We start from the raw sequence: 19533 nt of genomic DNA on the forward strand, positions 1-19533 counted from the left end.
TGGGTGGAACTTTATTAGTTCCTTAGTTTCGCCCACCTTAAAAAAAAAATAAACCCAAAAACATTCAAATGAACAAAAAATTACTACTTATAGTAGCACTATTACCTTTCCTTACTTTCAGTCAGGAGAAACCTGAAGTTAATATAGGAGGTGCGTTGCGTTACAACTACCTTGTTAGCTCTTGGGATGATGATCAGAAACAAATAGGAGGAGATTTAGTCTATGATTTTATAAGAATGAACTTTGAGGCTAAATACAAAGGTGTATACTTAAATGCAGAGTATAGACACTATGCCGAAGGTTTTGGTGGCGGTTTTATGAAGCAAGGTTGGATAGGTTACAAGATTAATGATAAAGAAGATATTCATTTTGGTCTTACCCAAGTGCCATTTGGTATCCAAACCTATAATTCACACAACTGGTTCTTTAATCTAACATACTACGTAGGTTTAGAAGATGATCACGATTTAGGTTTGAAATACATGAATATGGGCGATAAGTTTGAATACCAACTTGCCTTTTTTAAAGGCTCTGAACTTAATAGTTTAGGTGGTTCTAGAGAGGTTAACTCAGAACGCTACGCATATGATGTTGTAGGAAGAAATAAAGAGGTTAATCAATTTAATGGAAAGTTTGTATATAAATCAGGTGAGGTTTTTAAAAATAGATTTGGAGTATCTGCACAATATGGAGGACTTTATAATATAGACACTAAAGAAGTCGGTGATCATCACTCGTTATCATTGCATTATGAGGCTTTTTATAAACGATGGAACTTAAAAACAGCTATAATTAGCACACGCCACAATCCTATTAATGCACCTGGAGAAAGCAGAGATGTTATAGAAATGGGAGCATATGGATTCCCTTATGATGTGGCTTCAGATTATGAAATGTACACAGCAGGTGTTTCTTATGATTTACCAGTAAAAATAGGTCCTATAAGTAACTTACAGTTCTATAACGACTTTGGTTACATGGATAAAAAAGCAAATGACTTTAAAAACTCTGCTATGAATGTGACAGGTGTGCTGGTAACAGCAGGTAACCTCTATGTTTATATGGATTATGCTTTAGGTTACAATCACTCTTGGTTTGGCGGGAATTTTACTAACGAGTTCGGTACAGGTAATAAGAGTTTAGGATGGGAAAGTAGATTCAATATAAACTTTGGATACTATTTCATGACAGATATTAAGTCTAGATAATTTTTAATATATTAAATAACATAATTTTATGTCTCAAAAAGTCACTAGAAGCGACGAAAAAAAATCAATTTTTGGCCTGGAAATAAACGGTCCAGTATTTTTTACATCAACTATTTTAATTGTCCTAAGCATCGCATTAACGCTTTTCTTTGGAGAATCTGCAAAACAGGTCTTTGATGATATTCAACATCAAATTACGGAATATGGAGGCTGGCTATTTGTATTAAGTGTTAATGTGTTTTTAATATTTGTGCTTTACCTTGCTTTCAGCAAATTTGGCGAAATCCGTTTAGGAGGTAAAAATGCAGAGCCTGAGTTTACTACTGTTTCCTGGTTTTCTATGCTCTTTAGTGCTGGAATGGGTATTGGTCTTTTGTTCTGGAGTATTGCAGAGCCTGTAAATCACTTCGGTTCTTCTCCAACGGGAAGTACAGGTACAGATGCCGAAATGGCAAAAGAAGCGATGAATTTCACTTTTTTACATTGGGGTTTTCATGCATGGGGTATCTATGCTTTAGTTGGCTTATCTCTGGCCTTTTTTACATATTCACGTGGATTACCTTTAACCATTAGAAGTGTTTTTTATCCGTTTCTTGGAGATAAAATTTATGGTGTCGTAGGAGATATAATTGATATTTTTGCCGTACTGGCGACTCTTTTTGGTCTAGCTACCTCTTTAGGTATGGGTGTGCAGCAAGTAGCAGCTGGTCTTTCTCATGTATTTGGCATGGATGGCGGTGTTACTACTCAGGTATTGCTCATAGCTGGTATAACTTTAGTAGCAACGGTATCGGTTGTTTTGGGAGTAGATAAAGGTGTAAAGTTCTTAAGTGAATGGAACGTTAGGATCGCAGTATTTTTACTACTATTAGTATTAGTTTTAGGACCTACAATTTTTGTGTTTGAAAGTTACTTAGAGAACTTAGGGAACTATTTTGGTAGCCTTACAGAAATTGCCTTGTGGAATGAAAGCTATACTGACGGTGCATGGCAAAATGGTAATACACTATTCTACTGGGGTTGGTGGATTGCATGGTCTCCTTTTGTAGGTACATTTATAGCCCGTGTTTCTAAAGGAAGAACGGTAAAAGAGTTTATTTTAGGAGTACTAGTTGTTCCTAGTTTAATAACGTTCTTCTGGATATCTACTTTTGGAAGTGTTGCTCTTGATACTATTATACAAGGTAATGATACCATCGTGAATGCTGTTAATGATGACGTAGCAACGGCTCTTTTTGTTTTTTTACAAGACTTCCCATTTTCAGGCTTTCTTAATATTGTATCAATTATACTCATCATAGGTTTCTTTGTCACTTCTTCAGATTCTGGATCATTAGTAATAGATAGCTTAACATCTGGTGGTAAAATTGAGGCACCAGTAGGGCAACGTATATTTTGGGCAGTTACTGAAGGTGTTGTAGCTGCTGTGTTATTGCTGGGCGGTGGTTTAGGTGCTCTTCAAACGGCATCTATCGCTACTGGTTTGCCCTTTGCGTTAATCCTCATAGTTATGTGTTATTCTCTTTACAAAGGTCTAAGCGATGAGATTGCAAAACGAGATATAAGAAAAGAGGCTGAACAGAAAGAGGATTATGAAAAAACCATAAGTAATATTATTAAGAAAAGAAGTAAAAAATAAAGATATGAAACCTATAAAAAATATTTTAGTAGGACTAGACCTCTCTTCCATTGATAAACAACTTATCCAGTATAGTTCTTTTTTTTCTGGAATGGTAGGCGTTGAGAAAGTGTACTTTGTACATAATATAAAACGCTACGAGATTTCTGAAATTCTTGAAAAGGAAATAGAGGATATAGATTTAGAAGAAATAATATCAGATGAAATACAAGAAAATATAAAACAACATTTTACAGCTGATGTAGAGTGGGAAGTATTAATCTCTGATGATCCATACACAGAGTCCTTAATTAGTTATATTGTAAACAAGTATAGTATTAATCTTCTACTTTTAGGAAATAAAAACAATCAAAGTGGATCGGGTATACTAGCCTTTAAATTACTTAGAACTATTAGATGTCAATTCTTATGGATTCCTGAAAACTTTGACATTAAAATGGAAAAAATATGGGTAGGTACAGACTTTTCTAACGCTTCTAAAAAATGTTTTTCATTTTCCTCCTTTTTAGAAACTAAAAAAGATATTAAAGTTGAAGCTGTCCATGTTTACAGTCTGCCTTTCCACTTCTCGCCATACTTGAACAATTCAAAAATAGAACCAAAAATGGATGCTTTTATGGATAAGAAGTTTGATAATTTCTTGAAAAAAGTAGATTATACTGGTAAAACACAACGTTTCAAATTACTGGGAAGAGAAGCTAATATAGCTAGTACACTAAAGAAGGAGGCTTATAAAAATGACGCAGACTTACTTATAGTAGCAGATAAAGGTTCTAACACATTTTCAAACCTAACTATAGGTAGTGTAACAGAAGATTTATTTTATAGAGAATTAAAAATTCCATTGCTTATTATTAAAGATTAATCATTTGTTGTTTCTGAATAGGGTAAATGTTATTTGAGGGACAAATGTGTCCAACTAATAACCATAATTATTTATTAGTCGTGTCTGACTAAGACAAAAGACGAAATACTTTATTAAGACTTTATAAATTCCATTTGGTATTAAGTATAATTACATATTCCGTAAAAACTACTCGCATACTCAAGAGGAATACATCATAAATAGTTGAAATAAAAAGTTATAAAACATTTTCTATTTCAACTATTTTTAATTTTAGTCTATGGGATCTATATACATTTCTTTGCTAAATGGTCTTAACTCCATACTACCACTTACTTCCTCAAACCTTAAGCTAGATTTCCCTAAAGGGCTAGGTCTACCGTTAGTCATAATATCTTGTAGACAGGCAGCGAGTAATGGCTCATTCACATCGCCTAAGGTTCCTAAGTTTTCAAAATCTTCTTGTAGTGCGATATCTGGAACCAGTCCATTAAAATAATCTGTAAAACCAGCGCTGTTAATACTTTTAAGAACCAGTGGCTGTAAGGCATACCTATGTGCGGGATTTGCTCCAGAACGACCAAAATCATAACTGTCATATAAGGTTATACTGGCCTGGAATTTCCCTGCGGTATCATCACCTACTTGGATCACATTTACATAAGGTTCTAGAGCGGCTATTACAAGTTCGCTAGCACTGGCGCTGCTGCCAGTAGTGATCACGTGTACTTTGGATAATCCTAAACTATTTAAAGGAGTTCCAGCGTTTGTAGTTGTTTTAAAGAAATTAGTTAAACGATCTGGTTGATTGTTTACAAAAAATTCTTGAACATCTGGATTCCATTCTTCAGTAGAAAAAATGTCTGTGGATGGCTGTCCTGAGATCAAACTTCCTAAAATAATGGAACTATTTACAGAGCCACCACCATTATACCTTAAATCCAGCACTAAATGAGTAACTCCAGCAGCCTGCAAGGTTCCAAAGGCATCATTTAATTCTTCGTCAAAGTTTGCTGTAAAACTATTGTACATTAAATAGCCTATTTTTTGAGATCCTTGATCGATAATTGAAGTTCTAAAAACGGGGTTTTCTGTAAGTGTAGCTTTGTCTAATGTAATGGTCATGCCATTATTAGTAGCTACACCAGCAGTAAGATCAGCTAGCCCTATGGTATAAGAATCTGGAGCTAGTAAAACACTAAAATTATCTCTAGTGAGTTGTATTCCATCTATTTGGTTAAAAATCATGCCGCGTTCTACACCTTGTGAGCTTGCACTAGAATTAGGTAATACATAGCGCACATAACCCCAAACATTTGTAGCGCTTCCATTTTCACCTACTAAACCGAATTCCATTCCGTTATTTAATGTTCTTCCTTCAAAAAGTTCCTCTAAGGCGATATAGTCACTCACTATCGCACTAAACCGGTCTGTAAATGGTCGGTCATAAACGAGTGATTCAAAAAACTCTTCTGGAGTGTTATAATTACTGTGGAATTCTTCAATTTCATCTATAGTATTGAAACGATCATCAGCTAAATCTGCTACGTCTGGCTTATAGAGATAAAAAGCGTTCATACCTCGATAAATAAAATTCTTTATAGAGGTGGAAGATGCAAAATTATCATCATTATCTTTAGAACAGCTCGTCGTTGCAAGAACAGCTAGCGCTAGAATAAGGATCGTTTTAAAGGACTTCATCATTAGAATTGATTATTTGGTATAAAAGTAATAGAATTTATAGTGAGAAACACAATTATATCAAGATCCGCAGTTTTCATTATAGAACTCTATGGCTTGAGGAATGCTTTTACTACTTATCCTGCCATTTTCTAAACGTTTCACCAGCGCTGGGCAGTCTTTAAACATTTTTCTATGTCTCTTTTTTAATTTAGTTCCTATGCGTATAAAATTCCCGTTTATTAACATATGATAAGTGTAGTAAGGCTCTCCATCTACATGTCTAGATTGTGTTCCAGGACCAAAACTCATTGTGCTACCACCTTGCCAGTAGGTTCCGTAAAGGATTATTTTACCTTTTTCCATTTCTATAAATAATGAGGGATCACCATAACCGTTAGATCGTACATAGCGATATTTTAACCCATCTACATCATATCCTACAATATGTTTATGAGTATAAACCACAGGTTGATCTTCTTCAGTTTCTTTAAACTTTACACCTTCATTAGCTCTTACTTTTATATAACCTTCTTTTACGCTGTTATTTTTAAAAAGAATAGTAGCCTTCTGATATTGTGCCTGCATTGCCAGACCACAGCTTAAGAATAAAAATAATATCATCCCGTTTTTCATTGATTTTGTTTCTTAGAGTATCTTTCAAATATAAGCAGCAGTTCTCATATTCATATCAAGCGATATTACTCTTATTAGTTTTGATTTTGAGGACACGCTTTCGCGAAAGCAGTATTAAATTATCAATTACTCTATAAAAATGAGCATATTAAAAAAAATAAGAACATCTTGTAACAATAAAAAAAGGAACTCGTCATAGAAGTATAACCCACTAAATGAACCAAAAACAATTCATAACTGTTTTTAAAGAAGTACAGCAAAAGATGTATTTCCTAGCAAAACGATTGCTCACCTCACATGAAGAGGCTGCCGATGCTGTGCAAGAGGTTATGGCAAAGTTATGGGAGAAACGAGACACACTAGAAGAGGTGAGGAATAAAGAGGCTTATGCCATGCAAATGGTAAAGAATTTTTCTCTGGATCGTTTAAAAAGCAAACAGGCTGGGCACTTAAGAATAGTGCATAGTAATTATGAATATGATCATCGCAACGCACAAGAAGAGATGGAGCGTGAGGCCAGTGTAAATATGGTACAGAATATGATCCATAGTTTACCAGAACAATATAAAATGGTGCTAGAACTGCGAGATATACAACATTATGACTTTGAAGCCATAGAACGTATTCTAGATATGAAAGCTACCGCAGTAAGAGTAACATTAAGCAGAGCACGTAAAATGCTTAAAGAAAAAATAGAAGAACAGTATCAAATAGATATGGCATGAATGAATTATTAAATAAATATTGGGAAGGAAAGACCAGTCTGGAAGAAGAACGAGCGCTCAGAGACTATTTTAATAATGGATCTGTTGCCCCTGAACATGAGATGTACCGCAGTATTTTCATCACCCTTAAGGCTGAAAATTCTATGGAAATGAATACAGATTTTGATGCTTTTGCAAAGCTCTCTCCAGAAGAATCACCAGCAGATCGCTCTAAAGTAACTGTTCTCAAAGGAATAGCGATTGCCGCAGGTTTTGCTGCATTACTTGCTGTAGGTTCTAACTATTTAGGGACTACTACTGCAGCACCAGCGGTAGATACTTATGATGATCCTAAAGAAGCTTATTATGCCACAGTGCAAGCACTACAGCTAGTGTCTACTAAGCTTAATAATGGACGTGAGAACTTAAGACCACTTGAAGAAATTAACAATAAGAAGGATAAAGTATTTAGAACTACAAAACAAAATATAAAACCAACTGAAAAAGTCACAACCCTTAACGAAAAATAATAAACTAGAATCTCTTAAAATAAACAAATGAAAAAGATAATTTACATAGCAGCCTTTTTAATGACCACTGGAATGGCCATGGCACAAAACTTCAGTGCACTGGATAACCTTAAAAACACCTCAGAAACAGTGGTAACTGATGAGATGTTTGCTCTAATTGCAAATGTGGATATAGATAGTGATGATAAGGAATTTAATGAAATTAAAGATATTATAGATAACCTTAAAGAACTACGTATATATGCAACAGATAACCTTACTAGTGCTGCAAGGCTCAACTCGTTTGCAAATAAATACATTTCTACTAATAAATTAGTGAAATTAATGCATGTTAAAGAAGATGGACAGATGTTCTCGTTTCACATGCGCAAAGGTAGTAACGATAAAAAAGTAAGTAACCTAGTGATGTTAATTAATGGCGATGGTAATGAAAAGGATACGGTGTTTTTAATCATTTCTGGAGATATAGACTTAAACCAAATCTCTAAGCTTACTAAAATGATGAATGTTCCTGGCCAGAAGCAAATAGAAAACGCTACTAACTAGGAGTCAAAAAAGGCGAGTGCCTACTTATCACTTGATCTAAATTTTTTAACACCCAAAAACTTAACATTATGAATATGATTTTAGCACGTTTAGCAGCAATAGGAATTATGATGGTTTTATTTTTTACCTCATGTAATTCTAAACCTAGTTTGCAACAATATTTTGTAGACAGTCAGGAAAAAGAAGGATTTATTACCACAACTATTCCTAAAGGTATTCTAGGACTGGATGTTTCTAATATGAGTGCAACTTCTCAAAAAGCTTATAACTCTATAGATAAGTTAAATGTATTGTATTACCCTATAGATCAACAAAACACCGCTGCTTTTGAAAAGGAAAATGCCCAAGTAAACACCATTTTAAAGAATGGAGATTTTAAAACTTTAATGACTCATAAATCTGATGGTGTACAAATGCGTTTTTTATATGACGGTACAGACGATAGTATAGATGAAATGATCATCTATGGTTCCTCTCCAAAAATGGGAATGGGCGTGGCCAGAGTACTAGGAGATGACATGAATCTAGGTGCGATTATGAAAATGCTAGAAGACATTAAAAACGTTAATATGGATCAATCTATGGCTATGGACCTTCTTAAAGATATGGGGATAGATTTAGGTAAAGATGGGAAAATAGACGAGAAAACCGTAAAGGAAATTATGTCTGCAAAAGGTATCGATACTACTGATGTGGATTTTGATTAGATGATATTTTTTGATATAAATTATCATTATAGTTTTTGAGCTATATAAGGAGCTGTAATGCTATCTTTTATTTTAATGACCTCTTCTGGTGTTCCAGCTGCTGTGAGATAGCCACCATCTATTCCACCATCAGGTCCTAGGTCTATGACATAATCTGCACATTTTATTAGATCCATGTTATGTTCAATAACAATAACTGAATGGCCTTTTTCTATTAATGCGTTAAAACTATCGAGTAATTTATTGACATCGTGGAAATGTAGCCCAGTGGTAGGTTCATCAAATATGAATAGTGTATTATCTGCCGTGGTGCCTTTTACTAAAAAACTAGCTAGTTTAATACGTTGTGCCTCACCACCAGATAGGGTAGAAGAACTCTGACCTAAGGTCACATAACCTAGTCCTACATCTTGTAAAGGCTGTAGTTTTCGGGTGATTTTGGAAATTTCTGCTTTGTTAAAGAAGTCAATCGCATCATCAATGGTCATGTTGAGTAAATCATCAATGTTTTTACCATTGAACTCTATTTCCAGCACATCTTTTTTGAAGCGTTTTCCATTACAAGTCTCGCAAGTAAGAGTAACATCTGCCATGAATTGCATTTCTATGGTTACCTCTCCATCTCCTTTACAGGTTTCACAGCGTCCACCTTCTACGTTAAAGGAGAAGTGTTTAGGCTTGTAGTTTCTTATTTTGGCTACTTTTTGAGTAGCATATAAGTTTCTTATGTCGTCATAAGCTTTTATATAAGTCACTGGATTAGAACGTGAGCTACGTCCTATCGGGTTTTGATCTACAAACTCTACGGTTTTAATATTTTCAAACTTTCCTTCTATATCTGTGAATTGCCCAGCTTTTTTACCATAACCACCTAGTTTTTTAAGAATTGCTGGATAGAGAATTTGCTTTACGAGCGTACTTTTTCCGCTACCAGAAACACCTGTCACCATAGTTAATACACCTAGTGGAAAACGCACATCTATGTTTTTAAGATTGTTTTGTCTTGCTCCTATAATATCTACGTAATGCTTGTATGTTCTACGCTTTCGCGGAAGCGGTATCTCTAAACTACCACTTAAATAACGAGCTGTGAGACTGGATGATTTTAAGATCTCTTTTAATGTTCCTGCGGCAACAACTTCACCACCGTGTGTGCCAGCCTCAGGTCCTATATCTATGATCATGTCTGCGGCTTGCATGATCTCTTCATCGTGTTCCACCACTATGACGGTGTTTCCTAAATCACGCAAGTTTTTAAGTACTTTTATTAATCGTGCAGTGTCACGTGGATGCAGTCCTATACTGGGCTCATCGAGTATATACATGCTACCTACCAGACTGCTGCCCAGTGATGTAGCGAGGTTAATGCGCTGCGATTCTCCACCAGAAAGTGAGTTTGATTTCCTGTTTAGTGTTAAATAATTTAACCCTACGTCTGATAGAAAGTTCAATCTACTTTGAATTTCTGCAAGTAATCTTTTTGCGATATCGATCTCATTTTGAGATAGCTCTATGCTGTCAAAAAAAGCTTTTAAATCTTTTATGGGCTGGTTCACTAGATCTGAAATAGAAACTCCAGCTACTTTTACATAACCAGCCTCTTTTCTTAATCGCTTGCCTAGACATGCGCTACATTTAGTTTTTCCTCGATAACGGGAAAGCATTACCCGATTTTGAATCTTGTAAGCCTTAGCTTCAAGTTCAGCAAAAAAATCATTGATACCTTCAAAGTGTTTATTTCCAGTCCAGACGAGATCCTTCTGTTCATCAGTTAATTCAAACCATGGTCTATGTATAGGAAAGTCAAATTTGCTAGCATTTTTTATAAGTTGATCTTTATACCAGCTCATATTATCACCACGCCATGGAAAAATGGCACTTTCATAAATAGACAAAGCCGTGTTAGGAATCACTAATTCTTCATCAATTCCTATGACGTCTCCATAACCTTCACAACTAGGACAGGCGCCATAAGGATTATTAAAACTAAACAAATGAGGATTAGGTTCTAAAAACTCCATCCCATCCAGTTCAAACTTATTGCTGAATTCTCGAGTACTGCTGCCATCCATGTGTTCAATAGAGCAAATTCCTTTCCCTTCAAAAAAGGCAGTGTCTATAGCATCGGCAAGGCGATTGTAGAAATCCTCATTATCTCGTTTAATGATCCTGTCTATAACGATGGATACTTGATCAGATTTTTTAAAGGAGTAATCCAGTCCTTCTATACGTTCTACAGAATCGTTAATCTTAATACGTGTGTAACCTTGCTGCAGTAATACGTCTAGCTGGTCTTGAATTTCACGTTTTCCTTTAACGATGAGCCTTGTAAGTAATAGCAGTTTAGTACCATCTTCTTGAGCTTTTACATAATTTACCACATCTGTAACTGTATCTTTTTTCACTTCGTTTCCAGAAATAGGAGAGTAGGTGCGACCTACACGTGCAAAAAACAGTTTTAAATAATCATAAATCTCAGTGGTAGTTCCTACTGTACTACGTGGATTTGTAGAATTCACCTTTTGCTCAATGGCTATGGCTGGCGCTATTCCTTTTATGTATTCAACTTTGGGTTTATTTAATCTTCCTAAAAACTGTCTGGCATAAGAAGAAAGGCTTTCTACATAGCGACGTTGCCCTTCGGCATAGAGCGTATCAAAGGCTAGGGAAGATTTACCGCTACCTGATAAACCTGTTATAACCACCAGCCTGTTGCGAGGTATAACAGCATTAAGGTCTTTTAAGTTATGAAGTCCAGCTCCTTTAATGAGTATGTTCTCTTTGGGACTTAAAGTATCAATGTTTGCAAATAGGGTATCGTGCGCCATAACGACAAAGATAAACTGCTGAACAGTCTATAAAAAACACTGTAAGACATATAAAATGTTAAATATTGTGCTACAATTTTTTGGTGTGGAATAAATGTTGTTATATTTATCCCAAGTTAATTTTTAAAAAAATCTGCGTATAGCTATACTATTACTTTAAATCAAGACCTGAAACCTTATAGAAGGTCTTTAAGTTAATTATAGTTATGAAGTTAGAAAATACTACCACAGATGCGGTTCTGGTAAGCCAGTACCTGCAGGGAAAAGAAAGCAGCCTCGAAGTACTTATCACACGTCACAAACAAAGAATTTATAGTTTTATCTATTCAAAAGTACTGGATAGAGATATTACTGAAGATATCTTTCAAGACACTTTCATTAAGGTAATACGTACCTTAAAGCGTGGTAAGTATAATGAAGAAGGTAAATTTCTTCCTTGGGTGATGCGTATCGCTCATAACTTAGTCATCGACCACTTCCGTAGAAATAAACGTATGCCTAAGTTCACTTCTAGCAATAGCGACTTTGATATTTTTGATGTGATCAGTAGCGGACAGGAAAGTACAGAGAACCAAATGATTTCTGACCAAGTGCGTGATGATATCAAACGTATTATTCAAGAACTTCCAGAGGATCAAAAAGAAGTACTCATCATGCGCATGTATAAGGACATGTCTTTTAAAGAAATTGCAGAATGTACAGATGTGAGTATCAACACTGCCTTAGGTAGAATGCGTTATGCTCTGATCAACTTACGTAAAGTTATTGATAAGCATAATATCATATTAACAAATTAAAGCCTGGATATTATAATAAAGTTAGAAATGTTACGTTTTTATTGAAAATAAACATAAAACATGGCAAAACTTTACAATGAATCAATACCTGAACGAGTGACTCCACTAGGACCTAAAGATGACACGGTTAAATTCCTGCTCAACTTTTCAAAAGCATTAAGTGTCATGAAAATAAAGAACATGACTTTTGAGACACTTAACAATTAAATTTTTTGTTTTTAGCTTTAAAACCCCATTAAAATCTATGATTTTAATGGGGTTTTTCTTTTGCGTTTGAAAAGAGCATTACCTATAATGTCTTTTTAATCAGTAAATAAAACACTGCATGATGACATATTTTGAGATAAGTTAATCAATCTCTATATAATTTACCATTTAAAAAATATTAGTTCAGAAGCAATTTTTATTTAATACCACCTGCGCGTGAACAGTCCGGTTAGTGTATTTAAGTCTAGGGTGATAATAAATCTCAAACGCTGGTCATAATCGCCCTGACCTATTTCCCAACCATTACTACTGTAAATAGGTAAATAAATTTCAAAATAATCTTGCAGCAAGTTTAATCGCAATCCAGAATCATAAACTCCGGTAAGGCGAGTATTTCTATTTTTTACAAGACCTACATCTGCATAAGCAAATACATATTTCCAAATACTGTATGAGGTATTTACTGTAGATATAAACTGGTTTGCATAAGGTGTTTCTAGCTGTGATTTAAAACCACCTTCAGCGATAACAAGTTGCTGGGAGAAAAAACCACTCTCGTCAGAACGACCATAATATTCATAGTCAAATAGATAATCAGTAGGTCTGTCCAGTGCAAACGAGAAGAAATTACCTTCTTTAAAAGTGTCATTATAAAGAAAGGCACCTGTAAAAAACCTGATATTTAACTGCCTGTTATCCTTAAATAATTTGCGCCATTGCGTTTTAAACGTAGCTTTACCGAATCTACCAGAAATCTCGGTTCCTATGTTGTAACTAAAAAACCTTCTGAAATTAGGATCTTGATGACTATAATTAATAGCAAACACGCTATAATCTGGTTCATTTACGGGATTTAATGGGTCTCTATCACGGTTTACGATTACATTTCTAAAACTTAAAAATTCTCTTTTATTACTTCTCAAGTCTTTTGGTCTGAATCCTAAATGAAGCCAACTGCTAGCGCGATTATATAATAAATCAGGTGCATAAGAAAATCGATTTGCAGACAGGCCGTATCTCACTAAAAATAGTTTCTCATCGTGTTTCTCTAGATTATGTGTATAGGAAAAACCTAAAGAACCTATTAGTTTTTTAGAAAGCATACCATAAATGGGCTTAATATTATATCTAAAAGGCTTAGTTAAGAGTGTACCGTTGTTGAATCGAGCACCTATGGTAAAACCGTCATAAACATTAAAACCGGCATCTGGCATTACATAAACCTGAGCTCTTTCAGGATCTTCTATGTCCTTAAATAACCTCAATTCTATAGGTCTATTAAATGTAAATGGCTTTAGAGTTTTAAAATTATCTCGCATGGAGAACTCTGGTATGAGTTGTTCATAGTTGAGAGATATGCGGTTAGCACGCTTTCGCGAAAGCGTAATTATCGTATCATTAATGACATGATCTATCCATAATTTCTCAACGATACTGTCATTTTTAAGGCTGTATATTGCCACTGGTAAATCGCGATCAGACTTATTTTTAAGGTAAACTTTTACAGAATCTCCTATCTTTTTAACACGCTTGATCTTCCAGTCCATGCGAGTGTATTTTGAGATGTAATCGTTAAAGAACCAATCTGTATTCTTAGAAGTTTGTTCTTCAAGTAGTGTTTTAAAATCTGATAGGTGTGCTGTCTTAAGAGTGTTTTGTAAGTATAGGTTTTTTATGGTTTTATCTACAGCGTCACCACCTGTGTAGTCCTGCAGGTATTTTAATCCTATTGCAGCTTTATTTATAGTTCCAAGTTGCTGGTTGTATTTAACTAGTGAATCTGCTCTGGTGGTAATGCTTTGATCTATGTTGAGTCTAGCGCTATTGAGATAAAGAAAGGCATACTGGTCATTAAACCCTAATTGCGTGACTTTAAAACCTTTAATTCCCCATACCTCACTTAATTTTCCCGCTATTTTTAAATCTGGATAGTAGCGCTCGTGATATAGTTGCAAGAGATAAACCATCATCCCATCCTGCAACCAGTTCTCATCTCGTGGATGTAAGCGCGCACCGCTTTCTAGCCATTTTCTAGTCATGGCTTTTACGACTTTGATTTCATAAGTAAAACCTGCGGGAAACGGATTTATAAAACTAGGTAAAGAGCTTAGTCCATATACTGGATCTTCTTTGTAATATCGCTCTGTAATAAGCATGTTAGGATATGCATAAGGACCTAGCTTTTCATTTAGAAATCCAGAAATTCGATCTATAAAAAGGGCTTTCATCTCTGGAGGGATGTTTACATCTTCTATATCTGTAGTAACATCGAGTTGTGGAACGCCAAAGTTTCTGTAACCTTCTAAATTTTGTTCCAGATAGAGTTCAATTCCACCTAGTTGTTTCCCTTTTATCAAATAGCTGTTTTTACTATCTGTTAATGCGGCTGTAATAATAGGAGCATTTGTGACTGCTTTATGAGATGATGGGGCATGTAGTGAAATAGAATAATCTGCAAGTGCTGGGTAATAGTCATCCATACCTTTATGAGAGAAGTACTGCCATGCACCGTTTTCATAAACTGCCGGTGTTATATACCAGTACCTTAGAGCATAGTTTCCTGTACTGCTTTTACCATAGCCTGTAAAATCATCTTCAGGAATGATAACGTCATATTCCCATACTATAGTTTTAGAATCTCCAGGCTGCAAAGGGTTTTCTAGCGTTAATTCAATGATGTCTTGTTGCTTTGATTTTCGTTTTAAACTAAAATCTAGTTTTTGAGTATCACTTTTAAAGACAGTTTTACCTCGATGATCTTCTGGTGCAAACTGGAATTTATTTTTAAAATCCTCTGCAAAGCGGTTTGCTAGTGGAGTGTCTTTAGAACTAAAAGCGTGAGCCCAGTCCAGCATCACTATTTTATCCCAACTATGATCACTATCGTTTACTACGATCATAGAATCCTTAACATGAATAATATCAGATTCTGGTTCTAAATGAGCGATTATATGATGAGCATGTTGTGCGGTCACAACACTGCTCAAAACTAAAAGCAAAATAAACGCCAGTTTCTTCAAATCGTTATGGTTTTGCTTAGTTAGGTTAAGGGTTTTAAAATATATGCCGAGTAAATTTATGACCAGTTTTAAATTTCTAAAAATTAGGAGTTAAGCTATATTTAGAATAGAAATCGTTAATGATCTTAATAGCCTCATCTGTAGAATCTACCACGTGAAGCAAATTGATATCTTCTGGGCTTATGGTTGCAAATTCTGTATCAAGTGTTCCTTTTACCCAATCGAGTAAACCACTCCAGAATTCACTACCAAATAAGATAATCGGAAACTTCCCGATTTTATTGGTCTGAATTAAGGTAATCGCTTCAAATAACTCATCCAGTGTTCCAAAACCACCAGGCATGACCACAAATCCTTGTGAATACTTTACAAACATGACTTTGCGAGCAAAAAAGTAGTCAAAATCCAGACTCTTATCATGATCTATATAAGGATTATCATGCTGTTCAAATGGTAAGGCGATATTTAATCCTACTGATGTTCCACCACCTAGGTGAGCTCCTTTATTTCCCGCTTCCATAATACCTGGTCCACCACCAGTGATCACACCATAACCGTTTTCTACGATTTTTTCGGCCATTTCAGTGGCTAGTTTGTAGTATTTATGATCTGGCTTTAATCGCGCACTTCCAAAAATAGATACACATGGTCCAATGCGACTCATGCGCTCAAATCCCATTACAAATTCTGATAGGATTTTAAATGTAGCCCAACTGTCGTTAGTCTTAATGGCATTCCATCCTTTTTCTCTTACTTCTTTTCTCATTGTAGTTTTAATTTTTTAATTGCTATGTCATTATGCACTTGATGCGGAATCTGTTTGTATTGAAAATCTAAACTTTTTTCATCCTGTGTTCCATAACACCTTTTTAATTATGATTATCACCAGCAGACCGAAGTTTGCCGCTGTGAATTTAATTTATCGCCTTGCGGCATTCTCTTTATTGAGCTGACTAAAGTCGGCTTTTTTCTTTGTGGTTACTAATGGAGTTTTGAAATTCACAATTCACTGATATACTAATAGCCGACTTACTGACAACAGACAACTAACAACTGATAACAGATTACCGACCTTAACCGCAAACGACTGATTAAACCACTATTTCAATTCCTTTCTTAAAAACCTAGCTGTGTGACTCGTTTTATGTTTAGCAACCTTTTCTGGTGTTCCAGTAGCTAGAATCTCGCCGCCGCCGCGTCCACCTTCTGGCCCTACGTCTATAATATGATCTGCGATTTTAATCACGTCCATATTGTGTTCTATAATAACTACCGTATTTCCTTTATCTACCAGCTTATTAAGAACTAGCAATAATACTCTAATATCTTCAAAGTGCAATCCTGTTGTAGGTTCATCTAGAATATAAAAAGTGTTACCAGTGTCACGTTTAGATAACTCACTGGCTAGTTTAATGCGCTGTGCTTCTCCACCAGATAGAGTCGTGGATTGCTGTCCTAGTGTAATGTAGCCTAAACCTACATCTTTTATAGTTTTTAACTTACGGTAAATTTTAGGTATAGGTTCAAAGAAATCTGTCGCCTCATTAATAGTCATATTCAAAACATCACTTATAGACTTTCCTTTGTAACGTATTTCTAGCGTTTCACGGTTAAAACGTTTTCCCTGGCAGGTCTCACAAGTGACATAAACGTCTGGTAAGAAATTCATTTCTATAACTCTTAAACCACCACCTTTGCAAGTTTCACAACGACCACCAGTGACATTAAAACTAAAACGTCCTGGTTTATAACCACGTATTAACGCTTCAGGTGTTTTGGCAAAAAGCGATCTTATTTCGTCAAAAGTCTTGGTATAAGTCGCAGGATTAGATCGTGGTGTTCTCCCTATAGGACTTTGATTGATATCGATAACTTTATCGCAGTGATCTAATCCTTTGATGCTTTTATAAGGCATCGGTTTTTTAACGCCATTAAAGAAATGAGCGTTCATTATAGGATAGAGCGTCTCATTAATCATAGTAGATTTTCCACTACCAGAAACTCCGGATACCACAATCATTTGACCTAAAGGAAGATCTATAGAAACGTTTTTTAAGTTATTACCAGTACAACCTTTTAAAGATATTTTTTTACCATTTCCTTTGCGGCGTTTTTTAGGAACTTCTATTTCCATGGTACCGCTCATATACTGCGCCGTGAGCGTGTCATGTGTTAATATCTCTTGTGGTGTTCCTTGAGATATAATAGAACCACCATATTTTCCTGCTCGTGGACCTATGTCTATTACATGATCTGCTCGCTCGATCATATCTTTATCATGCTCTACGACTATGACACTATTTCCAGTATCACGTAGAGATTCTAAAGAGTTAATTAACTTCTCATTATCGCGTTGGTGCAGTCCTATACTAGGCTCATCGAGAATATATAAAACACCTACCAGTTGTGAACCTATTTGTGTGGCTAGTCTTATGCGCTGTGCTTCTCCACCAGAAAGTGATTTTGCACTACGATTCAGCGATAGATAATCCAGCCCTACATCGAGCAAAAACTGTAATCGCACTCGTATTTCTTTTAAGAGTTCTGTGGCTATTTGTTCTTGCTTTCGCGAAAGCGTGTTCCCTAAACCATCAAACCATGCTACCAGCTCTGCGATGTCCATATGAGCCAGTTGCGCAATGTTCATCTCGTTTACCTTAAAGTAGAGCGATTCTTTGCGCAGTCGAGCGCCTTCACAAGATGGGCAGTTGATGTGGTCCATGAATTCCTTTGCCCAGCGTTGCAGGCTCGTACTGTCATTATTATGAAAAGTCTGATCTATAAAGTTTGCAATTCCTTCAAAATCAATTTTATACTTGCGTTTTACACCTAGGTTTTTAGAATCCACCTCTAGTGCTTCATTACCACCATAGAGAATCATTTCTATAGCCTCATTAGGGATTTTTTCTATGGAATCTGTAAGCTTGAAATTGAATTTTGCGGCAATTAATTCCAGTTGCTTGAAAATCCAATCCTTTTTCATGGTTGGGTAGGGAGCAAGTCCACCTTTAGAAATAGAAAGACTGCGATTAGGAATTATTTTATCAGGATTTACCTGATACATTTTCCCGATTCCGTTGCACTTAGGGCAAGCACCTTTAGGTGAGTTGAATGAAAAATTATTAGGCTCAGGTTCTGGATAAGAAATACCGGTCTCTGGACACATTAAGGTGCGCGAGAAGTAACGTCCTTCTTTATCACCAGCCTTTACTAGCATGAGAATATCATTGCCATGATACATGGCTGTATTTATGGAAGCATCGAGTCTTTTAATATCTTCTTCACTATCACCGGGAATAATACGATCTATGACTATTTCTATATCGTGTGTTTTATAACGATCTAGTTTCATTCCTTTCTGAATGTCCAGAATGACACCATCCACACGCACTTTTACAAAACCTTGCTTTGCAATAGACTCAAATAACTCTCTATAATGACCTTTTCTAGAATTAATAACTGGAGCTAGAATATTAATACGGTCGCCTTTATACTCTTCTATGATGAGATCACGGATTTGCTCATCACTATAACTTACCATTTTCTTGCCTGTGTTATATGAATAAGCATCACTGGCACGTGCAAAAAGAAGTCTTAAGAAATCATAAATCTCAGTAATCGTCCCAACCGTACTACGCGGACTTTTACTAGTAGTCTTTTGCTCAATAGCGATCACTGGTGAAAGTCCATCAATCTTATCTACATCTGGTCGTTCTAGTCCACCGAGAAATTGTCTTGCGTAGGCACTAAAGGTTTCTATGTAACGGCGCTGACCTTCGGCATAGATGGTGTCAAAGGCAAGTGAGGATTTTCCTGATCCAGAAAGTCCAGTAATTACCACCAGTTTCTCACGAGGAATATCGATGTCAATATTCTTAAGGTTATGAACTCTAGCGCCTTTTACTTCTATAAATTCTTCGGGTCTCGACATAGTTTTTTGCAATCTGGCGAAGTTAATTCATGCGTGCGGAATTTAGAATTAAAGTGAGCTTAAAATTTTGGGGTCTTTTAGTTGGTGAGTCTTTGAGTTGTGAGTCTTTGAGTTTGTGAGTCTGCTGGTTGTAGACGCAAGAGTCAGGAATTAATCAGACGCGCTTTTCCTTCGGAAAATCTTGTGATACAGGACAAAGCATTTTAAATTCAATAAACTGTCAAAATTATTTATTGAATAATGAACTGCAGAAAGA

At 35.6% G+C, this 19533-nt stretch carries 15 protein-coding genes; 9 read left to right on the forward strand and 6 right to left on the reverse strand.

The window, feature by feature from the left end:
• Positions 1–68: 68 nt before the first annotated feature.
• From ACTF48_RS01485 to ACTF48_RS01495, 3 genes are read left to right on the forward strand one after another with little or no spacing between them, the layout of a single operon-like run.
• Positions 69–1208, forward strand: a complete 1140-nt coding sequence (locus ACTF48_RS01485; RefSeq protein ID WP_438961365.1) for a hypothetical protein — start codon at positions 69–71, stop codon at positions 1206–1208.
• A 28-nt stretch (positions 1209–1236) separates the two neighbouring features.
• Positions 1237–2847 carry a BCCT family transporter gene (locus ACTF48_RS01490; RefSeq protein WP_438961366.1) on the forward strand — a complete coding sequence of 537 codons (1611 nt, stop codon included), beginning with the start codon at positions 1237–1239 and terminating at the stop codon, positions 2845–2847.
• A 4-nt stretch (positions 2848–2851) separates the two neighbouring features.
• A complete protein-coding gene (locus tag ACTF48_RS01495; protein WP_438961367.1) occupies positions 2852–3712 on the forward strand; it encodes a universal stress protein in 861 nt (286 codons plus the stop codon).
• A 252-nt stretch (positions 3713–3964) separates the two neighbouring features.
• On the opposite strand, the gene ACTF48_RS01500 is transcribed toward ACTF48_RS01495, so the two are convergent.
• Both ACTF48_RS01500 and ACTF48_RS01505 read right to left on the reverse strand, forming a co-directional pair.
• Positions 3965–5395, reverse strand: a complete 1431-nt coding sequence (locus ACTF48_RS01500) for a S41 family peptidase (protein ID WP_438961368.1) — start codon at positions 5393–5395, stop codon at positions 3965–3967.
• Between the two features lie 57 nt (positions 5396–5452).
• A complete protein-coding gene (locus tag ACTF48_RS01505) occupies positions 5453–6007 on the reverse strand; it encodes a hypothetical protein (protein WP_438961369.1) in 555 nt (184 codons plus the stop codon).
• Positions 6008–6222: 215 nt separating this feature from the next.
• Between ACTF48_RS01505 and ACTF48_RS01510 the strand changes: the two genes are divergently transcribed.
• The 4 genes from ACTF48_RS01510 (at position 6223) to ACTF48_RS01525 (ending at position 8494) form a co-directional block, all read left to right on the forward strand.
• Positions 6223–6732, forward strand: a complete 510-nt coding sequence (locus ACTF48_RS01510) for an RNA polymerase sigma factor (protein ID WP_438961370.1) — start codon at positions 6223–6225, stop codon at positions 6730–6732.
• Positions 6729–7241 carry a hypothetical protein gene (locus ACTF48_RS01515; RefSeq protein WP_438961371.1) on the forward strand — a complete coding sequence of 171 codons (513 nt, stop codon included), beginning with the start codon at positions 6729–6731 and terminating at the stop codon, positions 7239–7241. Before ACTF48_RS01510 ends, ACTF48_RS01515 begins: the two co-directional genes overlap by 4 nt.
• A gap of 27 nt (positions 7242–7268) precedes the next feature.
• Positions 7269–7787, forward strand: coding sequence for a DUF4252 domain-containing protein (locus ACTF48_RS01520; RefSeq protein ID WP_438961372.1), 519 nt, complete (start codon positions 7269–7271; stop codon positions 7785–7787).
• A gap of 68 nt (positions 7788–7855) precedes the next feature.
• Positions 7856–8494 (forward strand): DUF4252 domain-containing protein, encoded by a 639-nt coding sequence (locus tag ACTF48_RS01525; protein WP_438961373.1) that lies wholly within the window; start codon positions 7856–7858, stop codon positions 8492–8494.
• A gap of 26 nt (positions 8495–8520) precedes the next feature.
• On the opposite strand, the gene uvrA (ACTF48_RS01530) is transcribed toward ACTF48_RS01525, so the two are convergent.
• The gene (gene uvrA / locus ACTF48_RS01530) at positions 8521–11322 is read right to left on the reverse strand and encodes an excinuclease ABC subunit UvrA (protein WP_438961374.1); all 2802 of its coding nucleotides are present in this window, start codon (positions 11320–11322) and stop codon (positions 8521–8523) included.
• A 206-nt stretch (positions 11323–11528) separates the two neighbouring features.
• On the opposite strand from uvrA (ACTF48_RS01530), the gene ACTF48_RS01535 reads away from it, so the two are divergent.
• Together ACTF48_RS01535 and ACTF48_RS01540 are read left to right on the forward strand one after the other, a co-directional pair.
• A complete protein-coding gene (locus ACTF48_RS01535; protein ID WP_438961375.1) occupies positions 11529–12119 on the forward strand; it encodes an RNA polymerase sigma factor in 591 nt (196 codons plus the stop codon).
• 60 nt (positions 12120–12179) lie between these two features.
• Positions 12180–12326, forward strand: a complete 147-nt coding sequence (locus ACTF48_RS01540) for a hypothetical protein (RefSeq protein WP_170062963.1) — start codon at positions 12180–12182, stop codon at positions 12324–12326.
• Positions 12327–12526: 200 nt separating this feature from the next.
• Here the strand turns inward: ACTF48_RS01540 and ACTF48_RS01545 are convergent, their stop codons facing one another.
• The 3 genes from ACTF48_RS01545 to uvrA (ACTF48_RS01555) form a co-directional block, all read right to left on the reverse strand.
• Positions 12527–15301, reverse strand: a complete 2775-nt coding sequence (locus tag ACTF48_RS01545) for an aminopeptidase (RefSeq protein WP_438961376.1) — start codon at positions 15299–15301, stop codon at positions 12527–12529.
• Between the two features lie 121 nt (positions 15302–15422).
• A complete protein-coding gene (locus ACTF48_RS01550) occupies positions 15423–16112 on the reverse strand; it encodes a TIGR00730 family Rossman fold protein (protein ID WP_438961377.1) in 690 nt (229 codons plus the stop codon).
• A gap of 333 nt (positions 16113–16445) precedes the next feature.
• The gene (gene uvrA, locus ACTF48_RS01555; RefSeq protein ID WP_438961378.1) at positions 16446–19277 is read right to left on the reverse strand and encodes an excinuclease ABC subunit UvrA; all 2832 of its coding nucleotides are present in this window, start codon (positions 19275–19277) and stop codon (positions 16446–16448) included.
• Positions 19278–19533: the final 256 nt, after the last annotated feature.

It is taken from the genome of Nonlabens sp., assembly GCF_965660805.1.
Classification (GTDB): Bacteria; Bacteroidota; Bacteroidia; order Flavobacteriales; family Flavobacteriaceae; genus Nonlabens.

What these genes read in the sequence shown, in the direction of transcription:
- ACTF48_RS01485 (WP_438961365.1), top strand. Translation starts at nt 69, where the DNA reads ATGAACAAAAAATTACTACTTATAGTAGCACTATTACCTTTCCTTACT.
- ACTF48_RS01490 (WP_438961366.1), top strand. Translation starts at nt 1,237, where the DNA reads ATGTCTCAAAAAGTCACTAGAAGCGACGAAAAAAAATCAATTTTTGGC.
- ACTF48_RS01495 (WP_438961367.1), top strand. Translation starts at nt 2,852, where the DNA reads ATGAAACCTATAAAAAATATTTTAGTAGGACTAGACCTCTCTTCCATT.
- ACTF48_RS01500 (WP_438961368.1), bottom strand. Translation starts at nt 5,395, where the DNA reads ATGATGAAGTCCTTTAAAACGATCCTTATTCTAGCGCTAGCTGTTCTT.
- ACTF48_RS01505 (WP_438961369.1), bottom strand. Translation starts at nt 6,007, where the DNA reads ATGAAAAACGGGATGATATTATTTTTATTCTTAAGCTGTGGTCTGGCA.
- ACTF48_RS01510 (WP_438961370.1), top strand. Translation starts at nt 6,223, where the DNA reads ATGAACCAAAAACAATTCATAACTGTTTTTAAAGAAGTACAGCAAAAG.
- ACTF48_RS01515 (WP_438961371.1), top strand. Translation starts at nt 6,729, where the DNA reads ATGAATGAATTATTAAATAAATATTGGGAAGGAAAGACCAGTCTGGAA.
- ACTF48_RS01520 (WP_438961372.1), top strand. Translation starts at nt 7,269, where the DNA reads ATGAAAAAGATAATTTACATAGCAGCCTTTTTAATGACCACTGGAATG.
- ACTF48_RS01525 (WP_438961373.1), top strand. Translation starts at nt 7,856, where the DNA reads ATGAATATGATTTTAGCACGTTTAGCAGCAATAGGAATTATGATGGTT.
- uvrA (WP_438961374.1), bottom strand. Translation starts at nt 11,322, where the DNA reads ATGGCGCACGATACCCTATTTGCAAACATTGATACTTTAAGTCCCAAA.
- ACTF48_RS01535 (WP_438961375.1), top strand. Translation starts at nt 11,529, where the DNA reads ATGAAGTTAGAAAATACTACCACAGATGCGGTTCTGGTAAGCCAGTAC.
- ACTF48_RS01540 (WP_170062963.1), top strand. Translation starts at nt 12,180, where the DNA reads ATGGCAAAACTTTACAATGAATCAATACCTGAACGAGTGACTCCACTA.
- ACTF48_RS01550 (WP_438961377.1), bottom strand. Translation starts at nt 16,112, where the DNA reads ATGAGAAAAGAAGTAAGAGAAAAAGGATGGAATGCCATTAAGACTAAC.
- uvrA (WP_438961378.1), bottom strand. Translation starts at nt 19,277, where the DNA reads ATGTCGAGACCCGAAGAATTTATAGAAGTAAAAGGCGCTAGAGTTCAT.